At 68.0% G+C, this 18,311-nt stretch carries 17 protein-coding genes; 7 read left to right on the top strand and 10 right to left on the bottom strand.

Annotated features, from left to right (window positions below; genetic code table 11):
* Positions 1-341: 341 nt before the first annotated feature.
* The 4 genes from I6B53_RS02985 to I6B53_RS02970 all read right to left on the bottom strand — a co-directional run bounded on the left by I6B53_RS02985 (position 342) and on the right by I6B53_RS02970 (position 5,492).
* Positions 342-2,702, bottom strand: coding sequence for a glycogen/starch/alpha-glucan phosphorylase (locus I6B53_RS02985; RefSeq protein WP_216764778.1), 2,361 nt, complete (start codon positions 2,700-2,702; stop codon positions 342-344).
* Between the two features lie 711 nt (positions 2,703-3,413).
* Positions 3,414-4,055 carry a MarC family protein gene (locus I6B53_RS02980; RefSeq protein WP_216765311.1) on the bottom strand — a complete coding sequence of 214 codons (642 nt, stop codon included), beginning with the start codon at positions 4,053-4,055 and terminating at the stop codon, positions 3,414-3,416.
* Positions 4,056-4,057: 2 nt separating this feature from the next.
* Positions 4,058-4,903, bottom strand: a complete 846-nt coding sequence (locus I6B53_RS02975) for a PHP domain-containing protein (RefSeq protein WP_216764777.1) — start codon at positions 4,901-4,903, stop codon at positions 4,058-4,060.
* A 28-nt stretch (positions 4,904-4,931) separates the two neighbouring features.
* The gene (locus I6B53_RS02970) at positions 4,932-5,492 is read right to left on the bottom strand and encodes a GrpB family protein (RefSeq protein WP_216764776.1); all 561 of its coding nucleotides are present in this window, start codon (positions 5,490-5,492) and stop codon (positions 4,932-4,934) included.
* 68 nt (positions 5,493-5,560) lie between these two features.
* Between I6B53_RS02970 and I6B53_RS02965 the strand changes: the two genes are divergently transcribed.
* A complete protein-coding gene (locus tag I6B53_RS02965; protein ID WP_216764775.1) occupies positions 5,561-7,117 on the top strand; it encodes an aminopeptidase P family protein in 1,557 nt (518 codons plus the stop codon).
* 48 nt (positions 7,118-7,165) lie between these two features.
* Here the strand turns inward: I6B53_RS02965 and I6B53_RS02960 are convergent, their stop codons facing one another.
* The gene (locus tag I6B53_RS02960) at positions 7,166-7,837 is read right to left on the bottom strand and encodes a general stress protein (protein WP_216764774.1); all 672 of its coding nucleotides are present in this window, start codon (positions 7,835-7,837) and stop codon (positions 7,166-7,168) included.
* A gap of 123 nt (positions 7,838-7,960) precedes the next feature.
* Here I6B53_RS02960 and I6B53_RS02955 point away from each other — a divergent pair, with 123 nt between their 5' ends.
* The 4 genes from I6B53_RS02955 (at position 7,961) to I6B53_RS02940 (ending at position 11,981) form a co-directional block, all read left to right on the top strand.
* Complete coding sequence (locus I6B53_RS02955; RefSeq protein WP_216764773.1) at positions 7,961-9,265, top strand: CBS domain-containing protein; 1,305 nt, start codon at positions 7,961-7,963, stop codon at positions 9,263-9,265.
* A complete protein-coding gene (locus I6B53_RS02950) occupies positions 9,258-9,854 on the top strand; it encodes a DUF1003 domain-containing protein (protein WP_216764772.1) in 597 nt (198 codons plus the stop codon). The genes I6B53_RS02955 and I6B53_RS02950 overlap by 8 nt, the downstream gene beginning before the upstream one ends.
* A 154-nt stretch (positions 9,855-10,008) precedes the next feature.
* The gene (locus I6B53_RS02945; RefSeq protein WP_216764771.1) at positions 10,009-11,133 is read left to right on the top strand and encodes an Mrp/NBP35 family ATP-binding protein; all 1,125 of its coding nucleotides are present in this window, start codon (positions 10,009-10,011) and stop codon (positions 11,131-11,133) included.
* 215 nt (positions 11,134-11,348) lie between these two features.
* Positions 11,349-11,981 (top strand): O-methyltransferase, encoded by a 633-nt coding sequence (locus tag I6B53_RS02940; protein ID WP_216764770.1) that lies wholly within the window; start codon positions 11,349-11,351, stop codon positions 11,979-11,981.
* 147 nt (positions 11,982-12,128) lie between these two features.
* Here the strand turns inward: I6B53_RS02940 and I6B53_RS02935 are convergent, their stop codons facing one another.
* Both I6B53_RS02935 and I6B53_RS02930 read right to left on the bottom strand, forming a co-directional pair.
* The gene (locus I6B53_RS02935; protein ID WP_216764769.1) at positions 12,129-12,293 is read right to left on the bottom strand and encodes a DUF3117 domain-containing protein; all 165 of its coding nucleotides are present in this window, start codon (positions 12,291-12,293) and stop codon (positions 12,129-12,131) included.
* A gap of 197 nt (positions 12,294-12,490) precedes the next feature.
* Positions 12,491-13,249 (bottom strand): TIGR00730 family Rossman fold protein, encoded by a 759-nt coding sequence (locus I6B53_RS02930; RefSeq protein ID WP_216764768.1) that lies wholly within the window; start codon positions 13,247-13,249, stop codon positions 12,491-12,493.
* A gap of 137 nt (positions 13,250-13,386) precedes the next feature.
* Here I6B53_RS02930 and I6B53_RS02925 point away from each other — a divergent pair, with 137 nt between their 5' ends.
* A complete protein-coding gene (locus tag I6B53_RS02925) occupies positions 13,387-14,226 on the top strand; it encodes a purine-nucleoside phosphorylase (RefSeq protein WP_216764767.1) in 840 nt (279 codons plus the stop codon).
* An 83-nt stretch (positions 14,227-14,309) separates the two neighbouring features.
* The gene (locus tag I6B53_RS02920) at positions 14,310-15,722 is read left to right on the top strand and encodes a hypothetical protein (protein ID WP_216764766.1); all 1,413 of its coding nucleotides are present in this window, start codon (positions 14,310-14,312) and stop codon (positions 15,720-15,722) included.
* 62 nt (positions 15,723-15,784) lie between these two features.
* On the opposite strand, the gene I6B53_RS02915 is transcribed toward I6B53_RS02920, so the two are convergent.
* The 3 genes from I6B53_RS02915 to I6B53_RS02905 form a co-directional block, all read right to left on the bottom strand.
* The gene (locus I6B53_RS02915; RefSeq protein ID WP_216764765.1) at positions 15,785-16,372 is read right to left on the bottom strand and encodes a hypothetical protein; all 588 of its coding nucleotides are present in this window, start codon (positions 16,370-16,372) and stop codon (positions 15,785-15,787) included.
* 295 nt (positions 16,373-16,667) lie between these two features.
* A complete protein-coding gene (locus I6B53_RS02910; RefSeq protein WP_216764764.1) occupies positions 16,668-17,102 on the bottom strand; it encodes a hypothetical protein in 435 nt (144 codons plus the stop codon).
* Between the two features lie 198 nt (positions 17,103-17,300).
* Positions 17,301-18,281 carry a ribose-phosphate diphosphokinase gene (locus I6B53_RS02905; RefSeq protein ID WP_216764763.1) on the bottom strand — a complete coding sequence of 327 codons (981 nt, stop codon included), beginning with the start codon at positions 18,279-18,281 and terminating at the stop codon, positions 17,301-17,303.
* Positions 18,282-18,311 lie beyond the last annotated feature (30 nt).

Genomic DNA, 18,311 nt, shown 5'->3' with positions numbered 1-18,311 from the left:
GCATGCGGTCGCACGGGGACCGCATTGTGTGCGAAACAGGTGGGGCCGGGACGGGGACAGCGAGGCTCCCCTCGAAGGCTGTGCCGCAACCCGACTCACCTTCGGTCCACCAGGGCCTCGACGCGGATCCCACAGGAATGCCGTCCGCAGATGCCTCCTGCTCGACGACTGAAGCACCGATTGTGCGCCCCGAGCTTTGCCCCAACCTTCTCGGAGTCACCGACAGCACGCACATGACGGCGCCCCGGAGGACCTTGCGATCCTCCGGGGCGCCGCCCTCGTCCTTCGGGTCCGAAAAGCCGCCACCCACACAGGGCGGGGCACTCGGGCCCTCCCAGGTTTCAGTGAATGGGCGTGGCCTGCAGCCTCCACACTTCGCGCGCGTAGTCGCCGATCGTGCGGTCGGAGCTGAAGCGGCCCGACTTGGTGATGTTCACCCACGCGCGGCGCGCCCAGGCGCGAGAATCCGCGTGATCGGCGGCCATGCGGTCCTTTGCCTCGCGGTAGGCGGCGAAGTCGCCCAACACGTAGTAGACATCGGCGGGTTCGTAGCCGGCCTCCAACAGAGACCAGCGCAGGTCGTGGAACCAGCCCGATCCGTTGTCGTCCAGCGTGCCGTCGGTCAAGGCGTCCAGGACGCGACGCAGACCCGGCACGTTCTCGTAATGCCAACGCGGGTCGTAGTTCTGGCGCAGTTCGGGCAGCTCGTCCTCGGTGGCACCGAAGATGTAGGCGTTGTCCGGGCCTACCGCATCCAGGATCTCGACATTCGCACCGTCCAGCGTTCCCAGGGTCAGAGCGCCATTCATCATGAACTTCATGTTCGAGGTGCCCGAAGCCTCCTTGCCGGCCGTCGAGATCTGCTCGGACACGTCGGCCGCCGGGATGATGTGCTCGGCCGGCGAGACGTTGTAGTTGTGGATGAAGACGACCTTGATGCGGTCGGCCACGTCCTCGTCACCATTGACCAAGTCGGCAATGGTGTTGATGAGCTTGATGATGCCCTTGGCACGGATGTAACCGGGGGCGGCCTTGGCACCGAAGATGAAGACGCGCTTGGGCACGTCCAGGGCCGGGTTCTCCTTGATGCGGAAGTAGAGGTCCAGGACGTACAGGGCGTTGAGCAGCTGACGCTTGTACTCGTGCAGACGCTTGATCTGCACGTCGAAGATCGCGTCGGGGTCGATCTCCACGCCCTCGCGCTGCAGGACCCACGCGGCGAAGTCCACCTTGTTCGCGTGCTTGATCTGGCTGAGGCGATCCAGGACCGCGTCATCGGCGCAGTCGGTGAACTGCGAGAGCACCGACAGGTCGGTGACCCACGCGTCGGAGCCGGTGACCTCGTCCAGCAGGGCCGCAAGGCGGGGGTTGCACTGCTTGAGCCAGCGGCGCGGGGTCACACCATTGGTCTTGTTGTTGAAGCGCTCGGGCCAGATCTCGTGCCATTCGCCCAGGGTCTCGCGCTTGATGATCTCGGTGTGCAGGGCGGCCACGCCATTGATCGAGTACGAGGCGTAGCAGGCGATCCACGCCATGCGCACGCGGTTGCCGGACACGGGCGCCATGTACTCGATGCGTCCCTGGTCCAGGCCGCGCTCGGCCATGTCGATGCGGAAGCGGCGGTCGATCTCGCGGACGATCTCCGCGATGCGCGGGAAGAGACGGTCGAAGATCGTCATCTCCCAGGTCTCCAGCGCCTCGGCCAGCACCGTGTGGTTCGTGTAGGCGAAGGTCTTGGTGACGACCTTCCACGCCTCTTCCCAGCCCAGACCGTGTTCGTCCATGAGCAGGCGCATGAGCTCGGGGATGGCCAGCACCGGGTGGGTGTCGTTGAGCTGGATGGCGTTGTAGGTGGCGAAACCGGTCAGGTCGTTGCCGTGCTCGGCCACATAGGTGTCGATGATGGACTGCAGGGAGGCCGAGCAGAAGAAGTACTGCTGGCGCACACGCAGGACCTTGCCTTCGAAGGTCGTGTCGTTGGGGTACAGGACACGGGAGATGTCCATGGTGCGCTCACGGTCGACGATGGCGTCGGTGAAGCGCTGCGAGTTGAAGGCGTCGTAGTCGAACTCCTCCATCGGCTCGGCCTTCCACAGACGCAAAGTGTTCACGTTGTCCGTGCCGTAGCCGGTGACAGGCAGGTCGTAGGGGATGGCGCGCACGACCAGGTCGGCGTAGCGCACGACACGCTGCAGTTCCTCGCGGCGGATGACGAAGGGGTAGCCCTCTTCCATCCAGGGGTCGGGGTGCTCGGTCTGGAAGCCGCCCTCGAAGAGCTGCTTGAACAGGCCGTAGCGGTAGAGGATGCCGTAGCCGGCCACCGGAAGGTCCAGGGTGGCGCAGGAGTCGAGGAAGCAGGCGGCCAGTCGGCCAAGGCCTCCGTTGCCGAGCGCCGCGTCGGGCTCCTGTTCGAGGACGACGGACAGGTCCTGGCCCGCTGCGGCCAGGGCTTCACGGGCCTCGTCGACCATGCCGAGATTCGACAGGTTGTTGAGCAGGGCACGGCCCATGAGGAACTCTGCGGAGAAGTAGTGCTCCATGCGTCCCTTGGCGTACGCCTGCTCGGTGGCGTGCCAGTTGTCCGCGATGCGGTCCACGACGGCAGCGGACAGTCCCTGCCACACCTCCATGGGGGTCGAGGCGTTCGCGGGACGGCCAGAGTTGGCCCGCACGTGTGAGGCCAGGGTCTCGGTCAGCGACATGTCGTTTCTTCCTTCTGTACGGATTCACCGTGTGCGCTGCGGTCCGTCGCCAGACGGTCCGAGGCGCTGGCTGTCGCCACGCGCATTGCGTGCATCCGCGGGGTCTCGGTGGGTCCGATTTCCCCCGCGAAGGTCTTCGCGCGGCGATTCGCTGCAAGCCTACTGCAAGATGCAGTACGCGTTTCAGAGGTGTCCTCCTCCGGGTTGTGCGGGTGTACCACCGCCCCCGCCTGCCCGCCTGCCCGCCTGCGGCAGCGTTCCTATCGACGTTGCTGTACTCCTACCGACGTTGCAACGTCGGTGGCAAGGTCACGATGTCGGTGGCAATCCTGCGCCGTCAACCCGTCGGACAGGTGATGAAGCCGGCGAAATTCCGGGCTTGCGAGCAACCGCCGACCGGAGCTGCCGGCAGCGTCGTGTACGGAACGTACAGCGGGTGAGGTGGGTTGCCGGGATGGGACCCGTGGCGCCCCCAGGTCACACCTTTGCCCTTGTCAATCCGACACTGCTGCCGCACAGGCCGCCCTCGCCGACCACCCCGCTCACATGTGCAGCGGCATCCATCCGACGGGAAACGGACCCGCCAAGCGCCCACGCGCATCGACCACTCTTGGGCGCCTTGTGCCCCGGCCTCACCCACGGCGCCACGAGCGACGCGAAAGCCCATGGCATCGGTTCCCACGCCGCGACCCGCAGGTGCCAAAACCCGGGTCAGGACCCGATGCCGGCCTCGTGGACGAAACGGAAGAAGGCGGACATCGCCATCTGCGTGGCGATGGAGGCCAGCAACAGACCCGCGATCTTGGTGAGCAGCATGATGCCGCCCGGGCCCAGCAGTCGCGAGAGCTTCAGCGAGAAGCGCATGGTCGCCCACATGACCGCATGCGCCGCCACCACGGCCACCAGCACCGCCACCCAGCTGCCGAATCCGTGGTTGGCCTGGCCCACGGCGACCATGACGGCGACGATGGCGCCCGGTCCTGCCAACAAGGGCGTGCCCAGCGGAACCAGCGCGACATTGACCCGTTCATCCCCGGTGTCCGGTTCCTTCGCGTCCCCTCCCATGAGCAGTTCCATGGCGACGAGGAACAGCAGCACCCCGCCGGAGAACTGCAGGGCTTCGACCGAGATCTGCAACAGGTGCAGGATCTGCTGGCCCAGGACCGCGAAGACGACGATGACTCCGAAGGAGACGGCAGTGGCCTGGCGGGCGGCGCGCTTCTGTCCAGCGGGCGTGTAGCGGCTGGTCAGCCCCAGGAACACGGGGATGGTTCCGGGCGGGTCCATGATGACCAGCAGCGTTGTGAAGGTCGGCGCCAACAGGGCGACGTCGAGCACAGCGTCGAAGTTCAGGTTCACGGACGCAGGACCTCCAGGGCGCCACGCTCCTCGATCTCGCGGAGCACGCTTTCAGGGGTGAGGTTCTCACCCAGTCGATTCGGTTTGCCAGTCCCGTGGTAGTCGGAAGAGCCCGTCATCCGCAAGTTCAGTCGCTCCGCAATGGCCTGCACCTCGGCACGGTCCTGTGGGCCGTGGTCCCGGTGATCCCGCTCAATGCCGAACAGGCCGGCCTCGGCCATGCGGTCGATCACATCGACGGGCAGCAGACGCTGGCGGGCCCGGGCCCTGGGGTGGGCCAGGACGGGCACTCCCCCGGCGGCGATGACCAGGCCGACCGCCTCGACGGGATCGGGCGCCCAGTGGTGGACGTAGTAGGGGCCGCTGGGGTGCAGTGCGCGGGTGAAGGCCGCGCTGCGATCCGGGAAGGCTCCGGCGGCCACGAGGGCGTCCGCGATGTGCGGGCGGCCCACCGGGCCGTCGTCCGGGGCGAAGGCCTGCACCTGCTCCCAGGTGATCGGGTAATCGGCGGCGAGGTTGTCGACCATGCGCCGGGCGCGGGTCAGGCGCGATTCCCGCGACTCTGCGAAGACGTTGAGAAGGCCCGAGTCGGTGGGGTCGGGCAGGTAGCCCAGCAGGTGCACGGTGATGCCCTCCGCCGAGCACGACATCTCCACCCCGCGTAGCAGGGCCACGCCAGTGCCCTCGGTCCGGGCGGCCGCCTGGCCCCACCCTGCGAAAGTGTCGTGATCGGTCAGGCCGATGACGTCCAGACCCGCACGCCGTGCGGCCTCCATGAGCTGGGCGGGAGAGTCGGTGCCGTCGGAGCAGGAGGTGTGCGTGTGCGGGTCGATGCGGATCACCCTTCGAGGGTATCCGACCCCGCCTTCGTCAATCCTTCCCCGGGGATGCGTCCCTGATCTCCTCGGCCACGAGGGCGCTCTGGATGAAGTCCGTCTTTGCGTCCGTGTAGCCGTCCCGGTTGTGCTCGAAGCGCTTCCACAGGGACAGTTTGAGGGCCTCGTAGGCCTTGGCCTCCTCCGGATGGGCCCGCATCCGATCGCGGAAGGTCAGCTCAGGGGTGTCTCCCGGCGTGACGACATGCAGGTGGAAGACCCGGGGCGCGAACCCTGCGGGCGTGTACCCCTTGTTGAAGTGCAGCCGGCGCGCCTCCCGATTCATGAGCAGCCAACCTGATGCCAGGAGTGCCTCCTCGGCCTCGTCGAAGGCGCCGGAGCGGACCTCCGCCAGGATGTCGACAATCGGTTTGGACCAGATCCCGGGAATCGCCGTGGACCCGATGTGGTGCAGGACCACGCCCTCCGGCAGCACGGACGTCAAGGCGAATGCCTCCTGCACATAGCGTTCGTCCCAGTCGGGGCGCGGGGGCACCAATTCGATGGGGAAGAGTTGCCACAGTTCCTCCAGTGTCATGTCCTCCAGGCACTTCACCCGTCCACCGTATGCCTGGTCCTCACCCGAGGTGACGGGCCCTGCGGGGCAGGGGGACAATGTGGGACATGACAGATCAGCCGACGCAGCCAGACGCGCAAGTCCCTTCAGACCAGCCCCAACCGATCTCCGACCGCGGTTCGAACCGCAGCCGCAGGCCCGAATCCGACGCCTTCCGCACCTTCATGGCCTCAGCGTGGGGGCCGCGCCCCGACACCCTTCCCGAGCGTGAGGAGGTCGCCGACTTCCTGCCGCGACGCCACGCCGCCGCAGGCGCCCTCTTCGAAGGCGAACGCCTGGTGATTCCGGCCGGCACCTACAAGGTGCGCAGCAACGACACCGACTACCGCTTCCGCGCCCACTCGGCCTTCGCCCACCTGTCGGGCCTGGGCGGCGAGAAGGAGCCGGACACGGTCCTGGTCCTGGAGCCCCGCAGCGACGAGGACGCCTCCCCGACCGGCCACGAGGCGGTCCTCTACTTCAAGCCGCGCGCCTCACGCACCTCCCGCGAGTTCTACGCCGACTCCCGCTACGGCGAATTCTGGGTGGGGGCGCGCCCCAGCCTGGAAGAGGTCTCCACCGCCACGGGGCTGCGCACCGCGCACATCGACACGCTGCGCGACGCCCTGGCCAAGGACGCCGGCCAGGTGCGCCTGCGCGTCGTGCGGGGCGTGGACACTGCGGTCCAGACCATGGTCGACGAGGTCCGCATCCAGGCGGGCCTGCCCGCCGGTGAGGACGCGCGCGCCGACGACGAGAAGTTGGAGGAGCACCTCTCCGAGATCCGCCTGTGCAAGGACGCGTGGGAGATCGCTCAGCTGCGCAAGGCAGTCGACGTCACCCGCGCCGGATTCGACGACATCATCCGGGCCCTGCCCAGGGCGGTTGGCCACCACCGCGGCGAGCGCGTCATCGAAGGAGCCTTCGGTGCCGTGGCCCGCGAGGAGGGCAACGGCCTGGGCTACGACACCATTGCCGCCTCCGGCGATCACGCGAACACGCTGCACTGGATCGACAATGACGGTGAGGTGCGCGAAGGCGACCTGGTCCTGGTCGACGCCGGCGTCGAGGTCGACTCCCTGTACACCGCGGACATCACCCGGACCCTGCCGGTCAACGGCACCTTCACCGAGGTACAGGCCCGCGTCTACCAGGCGGTCCTGGACGCGTGCGAGGCTGCCCTGGCCCGCGCCAATGAGCCGGGCTGCCGCTTCCGCGACATCAACGACGCCGCCATGAAGCTGATCGCCACACGACTGGAGGAATGGGGGCTGCTTCCGGTCAGTGCCGAGGAGTCCCTCGCACCCGAGGGCCAGCAGCACCGCAGGTGGATGCCGCACGGCACCAGCCACCACCTGGGTCTTGACGTGCACGACTGTGCTCAGGCCCGCGCTGAGATGTACATGGATGCCCTGTTGGAGCCGGGCATGTGCTTCACCATCGAGCCGGGCCTGTACTTCCGGGCCGACGACATGCTGCTGCCCGAGGAATTGCGCGGCATGGGCGTGCGCATCGAAGACGACTGCGTGGTCAACCAGGACGGCTCCGTCACACGCATCTCCGAGGACATTCCGCGCACGATCGCCGACGTCGAGGCGTGGATCGCCCAGGTCCAGCAGCGCTGAGGCCACAGGGGCGGGGCGAGGGGTGATCGGCCTCCCGCCCCGCCCTCGTCAGGAGTTGTCCGGGGTCGAGGGCTCTGCGCCGCCCTGGCCCGAAGCGGACGGGCCGCTCTGCCCGCTCGGAGCCTGCTGGCTCTGCTGGACGCGGACGCCGAAACGCGGCTGCTCGTCCGGACGCGACCCGTACTCGGTGGGGCCGGAGGGCTCCGGACGCACCCTCTTGGGCACCAGGCGCATCTGGTTGCCCCGAGTGCCCTGGAGCAGCTGGAAAGCCTGGTCGACGTCGGCTGAGGCCAGCACCGCGTACCTGGAGGCGACGACCTGCGACTGGGAGACGAAGTCCCTCTCGCCACCCGTTGCCGCGTAGCCGAGCGCCGCCAGAGCGATCCCGCCCAGCGCGCCCGCCACCATTCCGACCAGCATCCACAGTGTGGCCGACTGGCCCTGCACGCCGAAGGAGAGCATGAGGCCCAGCAGGCCGCCCCACAGGGCGCCGGGGCTGGCCCCGCCCAAGGCGGCGCGACTCATCGTCAGGCGTCCAGTCACCCTTTCGACCATGTGCAGGTCGGTGCCGACGATGGTGATCGCCTTGACGTCGAAGAACGAGTCCGACAGGTGGTCGACCGCCGCCTGCGCATCGCGGTAGGTGCGGTAGGACGCGACCTCGACTCCCGTGGGCAGTTCCGGGCTCCTGTGGGCGGGTCCTGAGGTGCGACGTGCCACGGGGCGACCTTTCTTCCATCGGTGGGGCCGCGCCGGGTGAACGGCCACTCGACGGACCGACACGCGGCTGGGGCTCGGCCTGCACCGGTTCCTCCAACTCTCAGATCAGCCTAGGCTGTTCCCGTGAGCAGTGCACCAAAGAGCGTGGCGACGACCGGGCGGCGAGTATTCATCGGCAAGCTCGCCGGCACCGGTGTCTTCGACCCGCTCGGGGACCGCGTCGGCAAGATCCACGACGTCGTCGTCGCCTTCCGCCTGTCGACGGTGGCCAATGTCATCGGATTCGTCGTCGAGGTCGGGCCCCGCAAACGCATCTTCCTGCCGCTGACCCGCGTCACCGCAATCGAGCCCGGATCGGTCATCACCACCGGCCTGCTCAACATGCGCACCTTCACCCAGCGTCCGATCGAGACCCTGGTGTTGACCGAACTCTTCGACCGGGTCGTCCACCTCAACGACGGGTCCGGGCAGGTGCGTGTCCTCGACGTCGCGATGGAGCAGCGGCGCCCTCGTGACTGGGTGATCCAGACCCTGCACGTCCAGCGGGTGCGCACCTCCTCCCTCGGTTTCCTGCGCGGAGGCGAGACCCTGACGGTCGGCCTGGCGGAGGTCACCGGTCTGCTGAAAGCCGATTCCAACCAGGCCGCCACCGCATTGCTGCTCCAGATGGAGGACATGAAGCCCGCCGACCTGGCCGACTTCATCCACGACCTGCCCCTTGACCGCCAGATCGCCGTGGCCCGTTCCCTGAGCGACTCGCGCCTCGCCGACGCCCTGGAGGAGCTGCCCGAGGACGACCGGGTCGCCATCGTCTCGCGCCTGGAGGCCGGACGCGCCGCAGACGTCCTGGACGTCATGCAACCGGACGACGCCGCCGACCTCGTCGCCGAACTGCCACAGGAGCACGCGCAGAAACTCCTCGGACTCATGGAACCCGAAGAGGCCGCCGACGTGCGACGGCTCCTGGCTTACGCCGACTCCACCGCCGGTGGCCTCATGACCACCGAGCCCGTCATCCTGCCCCCTGACGCCACTGTCGCCCAGATGCTCGCCTCCGTGCGCCGCGAGGACATTTCCGTGGCACTGGCCTCGGCGGCCTTCGTCACGCGACCGCCTTCGGAGACCCCCACCGGCAAGTACTTGGGGATGGTCCACATCCAACGCGCCCTGCGCGAGCCCCCGCAGACGCTTCTGGGCACCATCGTCGACACCGACATCGAGAAGGTGGCCCCCGACACCCACGTGGCCACGGTGGTGCGACTGCTGGCCACCTACAACCTCACGGTCCTTCCCGTCGTCGACCAGGACGGGCACTTGGTCGGGGCGGTCTCGGCCGACGACGTCCTGGACGAGCTGCTGCCCGACGACTGGCGCAACCTCGAGGACGAGGACACCGACCGCATCATGGCCAGGAGCATCTATGGCTGAGCGTCTGGACACTCCCCGCGAGCGCAGCAGCGGCCTGCGTCTGCCCTTCCCCCGCTTCTCCCAGGAGGGTTTCGGACGCTTCGCGGAGGCCACCGCGCGTTTCATGGGCTCGCCCGCCTTCATCCTGTACATGACGATCTTCGTCATCGTGTGGATCACGGCCAATGTCATTCTGGTCGCCGTCGCGCACTCCTACGCGTGGGACCCCTACCCTTTCATCCTGTTGAACCTCGCCTTCTCGACCCAGGCGTCCTACTCGGCGCCCCTCATCCTGCTGGCCCAGAACCGTCAGGACGACCGTGACCGGGTCCAGGCCGAGCAGGATCGCCAGCGCGCCGAACGCAACCTGACCGACACCGAGTACCTCACGCGTGAGATCGCCGGCCTGCGCCTGGCCTTGCAGGACATGGCCACCCGCGACTTCGTGCGTTCCGAGTTGCGCGGGCTGCTGGAGGACATGCGTGAGGAGATCGCCACCCAGTCCGCTTCTGCGGACGATTGCGAGGGCGAGGATGCGCCCGGGCACGAGGGCGAGGACGCCGGCCACGATCAGTCGGTCTTTGAACCCTCCGCCGACGCCAAGTCCTGAGTCCGGCTCGCCCATGGACGCACTCGGCACCGCCTTGGCCTCCACCACCGCGCGCGCGTGCAGGAAACCGCCTTCGCCACGGCACGGGCGTGCGCCCTCGTCCCTGCCCGAAGGCCACCCCGGTGACGTGATCCACCCGGTCTAGGATGGGCGCATGTCTGTCTCCGAGAAGCTCGTCCTCGACGCCCTGTCCACCGTCCAGGACCCCGAGATCCACCGCCCCATCACCGACCTGGACATGGTCGACGGGGTTCGCATCGACGGAGGCGCCGTCCACGTCAAGATCCTGCTGACCACCGCCGGATGCCCGCTTCGCAACACGATCCAGGCTTCCGTCCAGCAGGCGGTGGGCGCCGTCGAGGGCGTGGAGTCCGTGCACGTCGAGATGGGGGCCATGGACGACGCCCAACGCAAGGCCCTGCGCAAGAAGCTCAACGGCGGGCGCCCCGAACGGGAGATCCCCTTCGCCCAACCCCACTCCCTCACGCGCGTCATTGCGGTGACCTCGGGAAAGGGCGGGGTCGGCAAGTCGTCGATGACGGCGAACCTGGCGGCGGCCCTGGCCGCCCAGGGCCTGAAGGTCGGTGTCATGGACGCCGACATCTACGGCTTCTCCATCCCCCGCATGCTCGGCACCACCCACGACCCGCAGGTCGTCGACGGCATGATCATCCCGCCGATCGGCGCAGGCGGCGTCAAGGTCGTCTCCATCGGCATGTTCGTCCCCGACGGCCAGGCCGTCATCTGGCGCGGGCCGATGCTTCACCGCGCCCTGCAGCAGTTCCTGGCCGACGTCTACTGGGGCGACCTGGACGTGCTGCTCATCGACATGCCCCCGGGCACGGGTGACGTGGCCATCTCCATCGCACAGTTGCTGCCCAACGCGCAGATCCTTGTCGTGACGACCCCGCAGGTCGCGGCCGCCGAAGTGGCCGAACGCGCCGGCTCGATCGCCAGTCAGACCCATCAGAGGGTCATCGGCGTGGTCGAGAACATGTCCTACCTGCCGCAGCCGGACGGCTCCCGCCTGGAGATCTTCGGCGCCGGCGGCGGCGAGTCGGTGTCCCGGCGTCTGACCGCCCATCTGGGCTACGAGGTGCCGTTGCTCGCCCAAGTGCCCCTGGACATCGCCCTTCGCGAAGGCGGGGACCGGGGCGAACCGGTGTCCGTTTCCGAAGGGCCTGCGGCCGAAGTCCTCTCGGGTCTGGCGAAGACCTTGGGGCAGTCGGCGCGCGGCCTCGTGGGGCGCCCTCTCGGCGTCTCACCGGTCCAAAACTGAGGGCAGCGACCGGCATCTCCGGCCCATGCGTGCGTGGCCGACTCCGTCGCCTGCCGTCCCGCAGCCACGGTCCTCGTCCAATGCCGTCGCGCAACCACGCCCGACCTCGTCCCGTGTCGGGGTGGCCCGCGGCCACCGAAGTGCCTCGGGGATACCCTTGTGGGAAGTGGCTCGCGCAGGATGCGGGCAGGCTCTGCACGTGACGGGGAGGCGTGATGGCGGCGGACAAGGCTCAGTCGTGGGTGTACTCGGAGGACTTCGTTGCCGAGAGCGAGCTCATCACCTCAGCCCGTGAGATCGCTGTCGACTTGGGAGCCGCCCCCGTCTCCACAGGTACGGGTGCCGCGCTGCGGATGCTTGCGGCGGTTTCGGGTGCGCGCGCGGTCCTCGAGATCGGCACCGGCGCCGGCGTTTCCGGCCTGTGGCTTCTCGACGGCATGCCGGCCGACGGGGTGCTGACCACCATCGACCACGAGGTCGAGTTCCAGAAGCACGCCAGGCGGGCCTACATGGCTGCCGGGGTGTCGACCCAGCGCACACGTCTCATTGCAGGTCGCGCGCTGGACGTGCTGCCGCGGATGGCGGCCGGCGGCTACGACATGATGGTCATTGACGGCGATGTCATGGAGGCGCCGGACTACGTGGAACACGCGTTGCGTGTGGTGCGCCCGGGAGGAGTCATCGCCCTGGTCCACGCTCTGTGGCACGACCAAGTGGCCGATCCGGCGCGCAGGGACTCCGAGACTGTCGTGTGTCGTGAGCTCATCCGCTTCCTGCGTTCGTCAGGAAGGTTCGTCCCGACCCTGCTTCCCGTGGGCGACGGCTTGGCGGTCGCCATCAAACGCTGACCTCACCCCCTGTTCCTGCCCCGCCCCTCATCGCGAGATTCGGCGTAGTTGAATTGACGGACGAATCTCGTGGGAAGGGGGAGGGGGACGAAAGCGAGGACCCCGCTGAGCCTGGGGCCAACGGGGTCCGGTGGTTGGACGGGCAGATCAGACTGCGGCGGCAAGGGCCTCGGAGAGTTCCTTCGCCTCGTCAGGGGTGAGCTCGATGACCAGACGACCGCCGCCCTCGCTGGGGATGCGCATGACGATGCCGCGCCCTTCCTTCGTCGCCTCGAGCGGTCCGTCGCCGGTCCTGGGCTTCATGGCTGCCATGTGTTGCACTCCTCCTGTGCGGGGTCGCCGCGCACCCACGCGCGACGATGGACACACCAATTCTACCCGGTACCCAAGTACCTGTACCCGGTAGGTGACCCGCGTCTCACCGCGAGCACACCAGATGCCTCCCGCTCGGGTCACACGCCACCACCCGGAGGACGCCGCCTTCCCCGCCGCCACGAGGGCGGCGACGGTCACCGAGCCAGGACCCTCCTGACAGCCTCCTGCGGGTCGTCAACGACCTGCAGCAGAGCATGGTCGCCGGGCGAAATCGTGCCCGCCTTCGTCATGGTCCCGCGGATCCAGTCGACCAGCCCGCTCCAGTAGTGCGAGCCGACCAAGACGATCGGGAAGGAGTCGACCTTGTGGGTCTGGACCAGCGTGAGCGCCTCGAAAAGCTCATCCATGGTCCCGAACCCGCCGGGCATGACGACGAATCCACGCGAGTACTTGACGAACATCGTCTTGCGGGCGAAGAAGTACCGGAAGTTGATCCCGCGGTTCACCCACTGGTTGAGTCCCTGCTCATGCGGCAACTCGATGCCCAGGCCCACCGACGTGCCGCCGGCCTCCCACGCGCCACGATTTGCGGCCTCCATCGCCCCGGGCCCACCGCCCGTGATGACCGCGTAGCCCTCCTCGACCAGCATCCGCCCGATCTGAAAGGCCTTCTCGTAGTCGGGATCGCCCTGAGGGGTGCGCGCCGACCCGAAGACCGAGATTGCCGGACCGACCTCGGCCAAAGCGCCGAAGCCTTCGATGAACTCCGCCTGGATGCGCAAAACCCTCCACGGGTCCTCGTGCAGCCAGTCCGCACCCACCTGGGTACGAAGCAAAGAAGTGTCGGAGGTCTCCGACGGGATCTGCTCTCCGCGCAGGATCACAGGGCCCCTGCGGTAGCTGCCATTGCCGCCCGCCCGCGGGGCGGGGGTCTGGGTGGGTTCAACGCTCACTGTGTCTCCATTTCCCGTGCTCACTGCGCGCCCGACCAGTGGATCAAGGCTCGCGCAGGTGACCGTAGCAGGATGCGCGGTCCTGGGCGTGCGCCGGCGACCTGCGATTCGGTCCGGCCACCACTAGTGTGGTCCGTATGTCCGACTCTGCCGCCCTCGCCGCCGACATCGACCCCCTCGACCTTGCCGCCGACGCCGCCCGCGTCGTGCGCGAACGCACCGGAGTCCCCACCCACGAGGTCGCCCTCGTCCTCGGGTCCGGCTGGTCGGGTGCCGCCGACCTTCTGGGCGAGGTCGTCGCCACAGTGCCCGCACACGAGGTCCCCGGATTTCGCCCCCCTGCGGTCGCCGGTCACGTCGCCACTATTCGCAGCATCCGGCTGGCGGGCTGCCAGGCCCACGCGCTGGTCCTTGGCGCCCGTACCCACTACTACGAGGGGCACGGGGTCCGCGCTGTCGCCCACGCGGTGCGCACCGCCGCCGCCTGCGGGGCCCGCACCGTGGTCCTGACCAACGGCTGCGGCTCGGTGAACCCCGCATGGGGTCCCGGACAGGTCGTGCTGCTGCGCGACCACATCAACCTCACAGCGGCCTCGCCCCTGGAGGGCGCGACCTTCGTCGACTTGACGGACCTGTACTCCTCCCGCCTGCGCGCCATCGCCCACGAAGTTGACCCGACCCTGCCCGAAGGCGTGTACGCCCAGTTCACGGGCCCTCACTACGAGACCCCGGCCGAAGTCCGCATGGCCGGGATCCTCGGGGCGGACCTGGTGGGCATGTCGACCGCCCTGGAGGCGATCGCCGCCCGCCATGCCGGCATGGAAGTCCTGGGAATGTCGCTGGTGACGAACCTGGCGGCGGGCGTCGGCCAGTCGGCGCTCTCGCACGAGGAGGTCCTGGAGGCCGGGCGTGACAACGGCGAGAGGATCTCGAAGCTGCTGGCGGCCGTGGTCGGACGGATCATCTCCAGCCGATGAGCACTCCCCCGTCGCCCCTTCCTCACGGCCAAGGGTCTTCACGCTCGGCCGCGACGGACCCCCACACGACGGGATCCGACACCATGGGAGGGGCGCCCGACGACACCGTCTCGACGAGGGCCTCCGCCGTGCGCGCCGGCATCACCGTCGGCTTGTCGGCGGTCTTCGCCGCGGTCCTTGTCCTGGCCGTCACAGGCGTCATGGTGATGCGCAGCGGCCAAGGTGACAATGCGATGAGCGCCTCCACCGCTCCAACCCCGGATGGTCCCGCTTCGACCCCACCCCCTGCCACCAGCGACTCCGTGTCGACGCAGGTGACGGGGCCTTTGCTGGACCCGGACTGGAGCGAGGGCGGACACAGGGAATGGTCCATTCCGGCGCAGGACGACACCGCATTCCTGGCTCGCGGCAACTTCCTGCTGACCATCGACCCCGCCGAACCGAAGTCGACCCTCAAAGGCTGGGACATCTCGGGCAGCAGACCTCGGCTCCTGTGGGCCACCGAGCAGCTCCTGTCCTCCAGCAGCTGGGACGACGAGAAGACTCGGGCGGTGGCCTTCGGAAACCACGTGATCCTGGGTGGGCAAACCGTCAACATCACCAACGGTTGGGTCACGACCAGCCCGTGGGGGGATGCCGGCATCAAAGTGGTCACCGACGACACGCTGGTGACCGACGACCACAAAGGCACCCTGCGTGGGTGGAACCCTGCGCTGGAGCCCACGTGGAGCGCAACGATTCCGATCACCTCCACCTACAGCAGCAACCGCTTCGACCCTTTGCTCGCCGAAGGGCACGCCTATGTGGGCTTCCTGCCATTCGCCTCCGCAACAGCACCCTTCATCCTCGAAGTCGACACCGGCACCATCACCCTGGTTTCCGGGCCGGGCACCGGGCACCTGGCGACCAGCGAAAGCACGATGTACTTCCAGAGGCTCGTGGACGGCTGGTCCTTGGTCGACACCAGCAGCAAACCCTTCACCGTGTTCATCACCGATCCCCGCGGGAAGGTTGAGCAGTCCTACTCGATCAACGTCAAGGATTGGCGCGACATCGACCCGTTGATGAACGAGAACGTCCCGCCGTCCAAGCCCGCCTGGAAGGACCTGCAGACCGAGTTCGACAGCTCGGGCTTCGACGTCGAGGTCGTCTTCGACCCGGAAAAGTGCGACACGGTCACCGTTGACCGCATGACGGCGTTGAATGCCCCTGACGGGGCGTTCCTGGACCTGGACAAGAAGCCCTGCTCCCTGGCTCACCCACGGTTGACGGGCGACTCCACGCTTTTGGCATTCACCACGGATCCGTCCGCGTACTCCTCGAGCTTCAGGACCCTCACGGCGTTGCTCGAGGTCAGCACCGGACGATTCGTCGACTACGACTTGGGTGCGGGCATCCAAGGGGCCGGCACGGCCCAGATCGCCCGTTCGAATCTGCTGGTGGTCAAGAGTTCCGACAACGAGATCGTCGGCATTGGAGCCAGCGCACACCCGTGAGTCCGCGCCGCCCTCGGGCCCGGACGGCCCTCGTCCTTTCCTGGGGTCCGCCTCGGAGGAACTCACGCGGCCGGGGCCACGACCAGCTGAACTCTGCGCCAGTGTCCCAGCGCGGGCACGGGTGTGCCATCCGGCTCGGTCAGGACCGAGCTCGCCACCCGGTGCACATGCCCGGTGGAGGGCTCGTAGATGCTCAGATGGGCGGCGTCTTCGTCTGATTCCGGCCCGAGGACCAGAACGACGTGCCTGGGCACGAGGCGTGACCACCACTGCCCTGCGTCGCCGGAGTAGAGGAAGACGTCCTGGCCGGCTCGCACGCATCGTTGGACGGCGGCCATCGCCGCTGCTCCCCACGGGAGGATGACATGGCGGGCACCGGTGGCGCGCTCGGCAAGTGCGGCCAGTGCCCAAGGGGACGTGCCCAGGGCTCGTGGCCACGGCAGACCCGTGCGAGAGGCCAGCCGGTGCAGAAGCGCTTGGCGCCTGGCCACCGACTCCAGTGGTGCTCCCAAGTAGTCGGGGTCGCGCCCTGCGCGCGCTGCGACCACTGCAAGCGAGGCGATGCCGCAGGTCGTGGGGTTGGTCTGGACGGGCATGTGGGCGGCGGGAAAGCGTCTGGGAGCGGCTGGAGGGGTGCGGGGCTCAGTCACGGGAACAGCCTTGCGTCACAAGTGCCTCGCCGCAAGTGCACGGGCCCGCAACTCCCGCTTCGCACACAATGTGCGTTTTGGGGCCACCGAGCAGAAGACGAAAGTAGCGGGATTCCGGGGATTTGGACATCCAGCGGCCGGGGCCGCCACCTCCATTGCGTGCGAAACGCCGGGCAGAGGGCGATGACCCCCCGACCCCGCCTGCGGCTGCCCCTTCGAAGAGTCGAAGGGGCAGCCCCACGTCCTGAGCGGGACACCTCGCGCGATGGAAATCGGTCGCGAAAGCGACCGGAGCTCACTTCTCTTCGGCGGCGGCTTCCTCAGCGGCAGCAGAGCGAGCCTTGGCGGCCTCTTCGGCCAGCTCGACGGCGTGGGCCATCTCGGCGGCAGCAGCTGCAGCGGCCTCTTCCTCCGCCTTCTCGGCGGCGGCGGCCTCGGCCTTGTTCATCAGAACCAGGTCCACGTGCAGCAGGGCGCGGCTGACCGGGTGGCGCTGGACCTCGCGGATCTGGGCCAGGTGGGCCTTGCCGTCCAGCTTGACCTCGACGATGGCATGACGGTGGTCGCGCACGATGAGGAACAGCTCATGGCCGGGCAGGTCAATGTGACGGGTCTCGATGCCGTGTCCGTACAGGGCGCCGGGAACCAGGCCTGCGCGACGGGCGCGGCGGGCAGCGCCCTTGCCGAACTCGTCACGGGGCTGCGCAACGATGACCGGGGTCTCGCTCATGGGAATCTCCTGGAGGTGAAAGGGTTCGATTGTCGACGCACCGGCGCGCCAGAACCCTCGCATCCGCCTGGGGAACGAAGGAGCCCTGTCGATGACGGCGCACGGCCCCACCCTTCGAACGGGATGATCCCGCCCGCTACACGTGAGGCCGTCGCCCTCGCCGGAGCAACCCCGCAAGACTACCCTGCGGGTGTCGCCTCAGGCCACTCCGTCGAACAGGGATGTGACGGATCCGTCCTCGAAGACTTCGCGGATGGCCGTGGCCAGCAGTGGCGCGATCGGCAGGATCGTCAGCGTCGGGAAACGCTTCTGCGGGGTGATCGGCAGCGTGTCGGTCACAACCACTTCGGTGGCACCGCATTCGGCCAAGCGACGGGTGGCGGGGTCGGAGAGAATCCCGTGGGTGGCCGCCACGATCACGGACTCGGCGCCCGCGTTGTACAGGACCTTCACGGCTTCGGTGATGGTGCCGGCCGTGTCGATCATGTCATCGACCAGGACGCACTGCTTGCCGGCGACCTCGCCGACGACACGGTTGGCCACCGCCACGTTGGGACGGGTGGTATCGCGCGTCTTGTGGACGAATGCCAGCGGGCAGCCGCCCAACTTCGCCGACCACTTCTCCGCCACGCGAATGCGTCCGGCGTCGGGAGAGACCATGACGACATTGGACAGGTCCACGCGGGTGCGCACGTAGTCCACCAGGACCGGCATGGCCCACAGGTGGTCGACGGGGCCGTCGAAGAAACCCTGTTCCTGGGAGGCGTGCAGATCGACGCTCATCACACGGTCGGCGCCGGCGGTCTTGAACATGTCTGCGACCAGGCGGGCGGAGATGGGCTCACGTCCCTGGTGCTTCTTGTCCTGGCGGGCGTAGGGGTAGAAGGGGGCCACTGCGGTGATCCGCTTTGCGGAGGCACGCTTGGCGGCGTCGATCATGAGCAGCTGTTCCATGAGCCACTTGTTGATGGGCACGGTGTGTGACTGCAGGACGAAGACGTCGGCGCCGCGCATGGACTCGGCAAAACGCACGTAGATCTCGCCGCTGGCGAAGTCGTAGGCGGTGGTGGGCGAGACGCCGCAACCCAGTGCCTCACCGACCTGGTCGGCCAGCTCGAGATGAGCCCTTCCCGAGACGAGGATCAGACGCTTCTCTCCGCTGGTCACCAGACCGGTCATGCCAGGTTCCTTCCCTACTGGTTCGACTCG

The sequence above is a fragment of the Schaalia sp. 19OD2882 genome, from assembly GCF_018986735.1.
GTDB lineage: Bacteria > Actinomycetota > Actinomycetes > Actinomycetales > Actinomycetaceae > Pauljensenia.
Note: the sequence above shows the minus strand (reverse complement) of the source record. Positions and strands in the feature narration are given on the sequence as shown.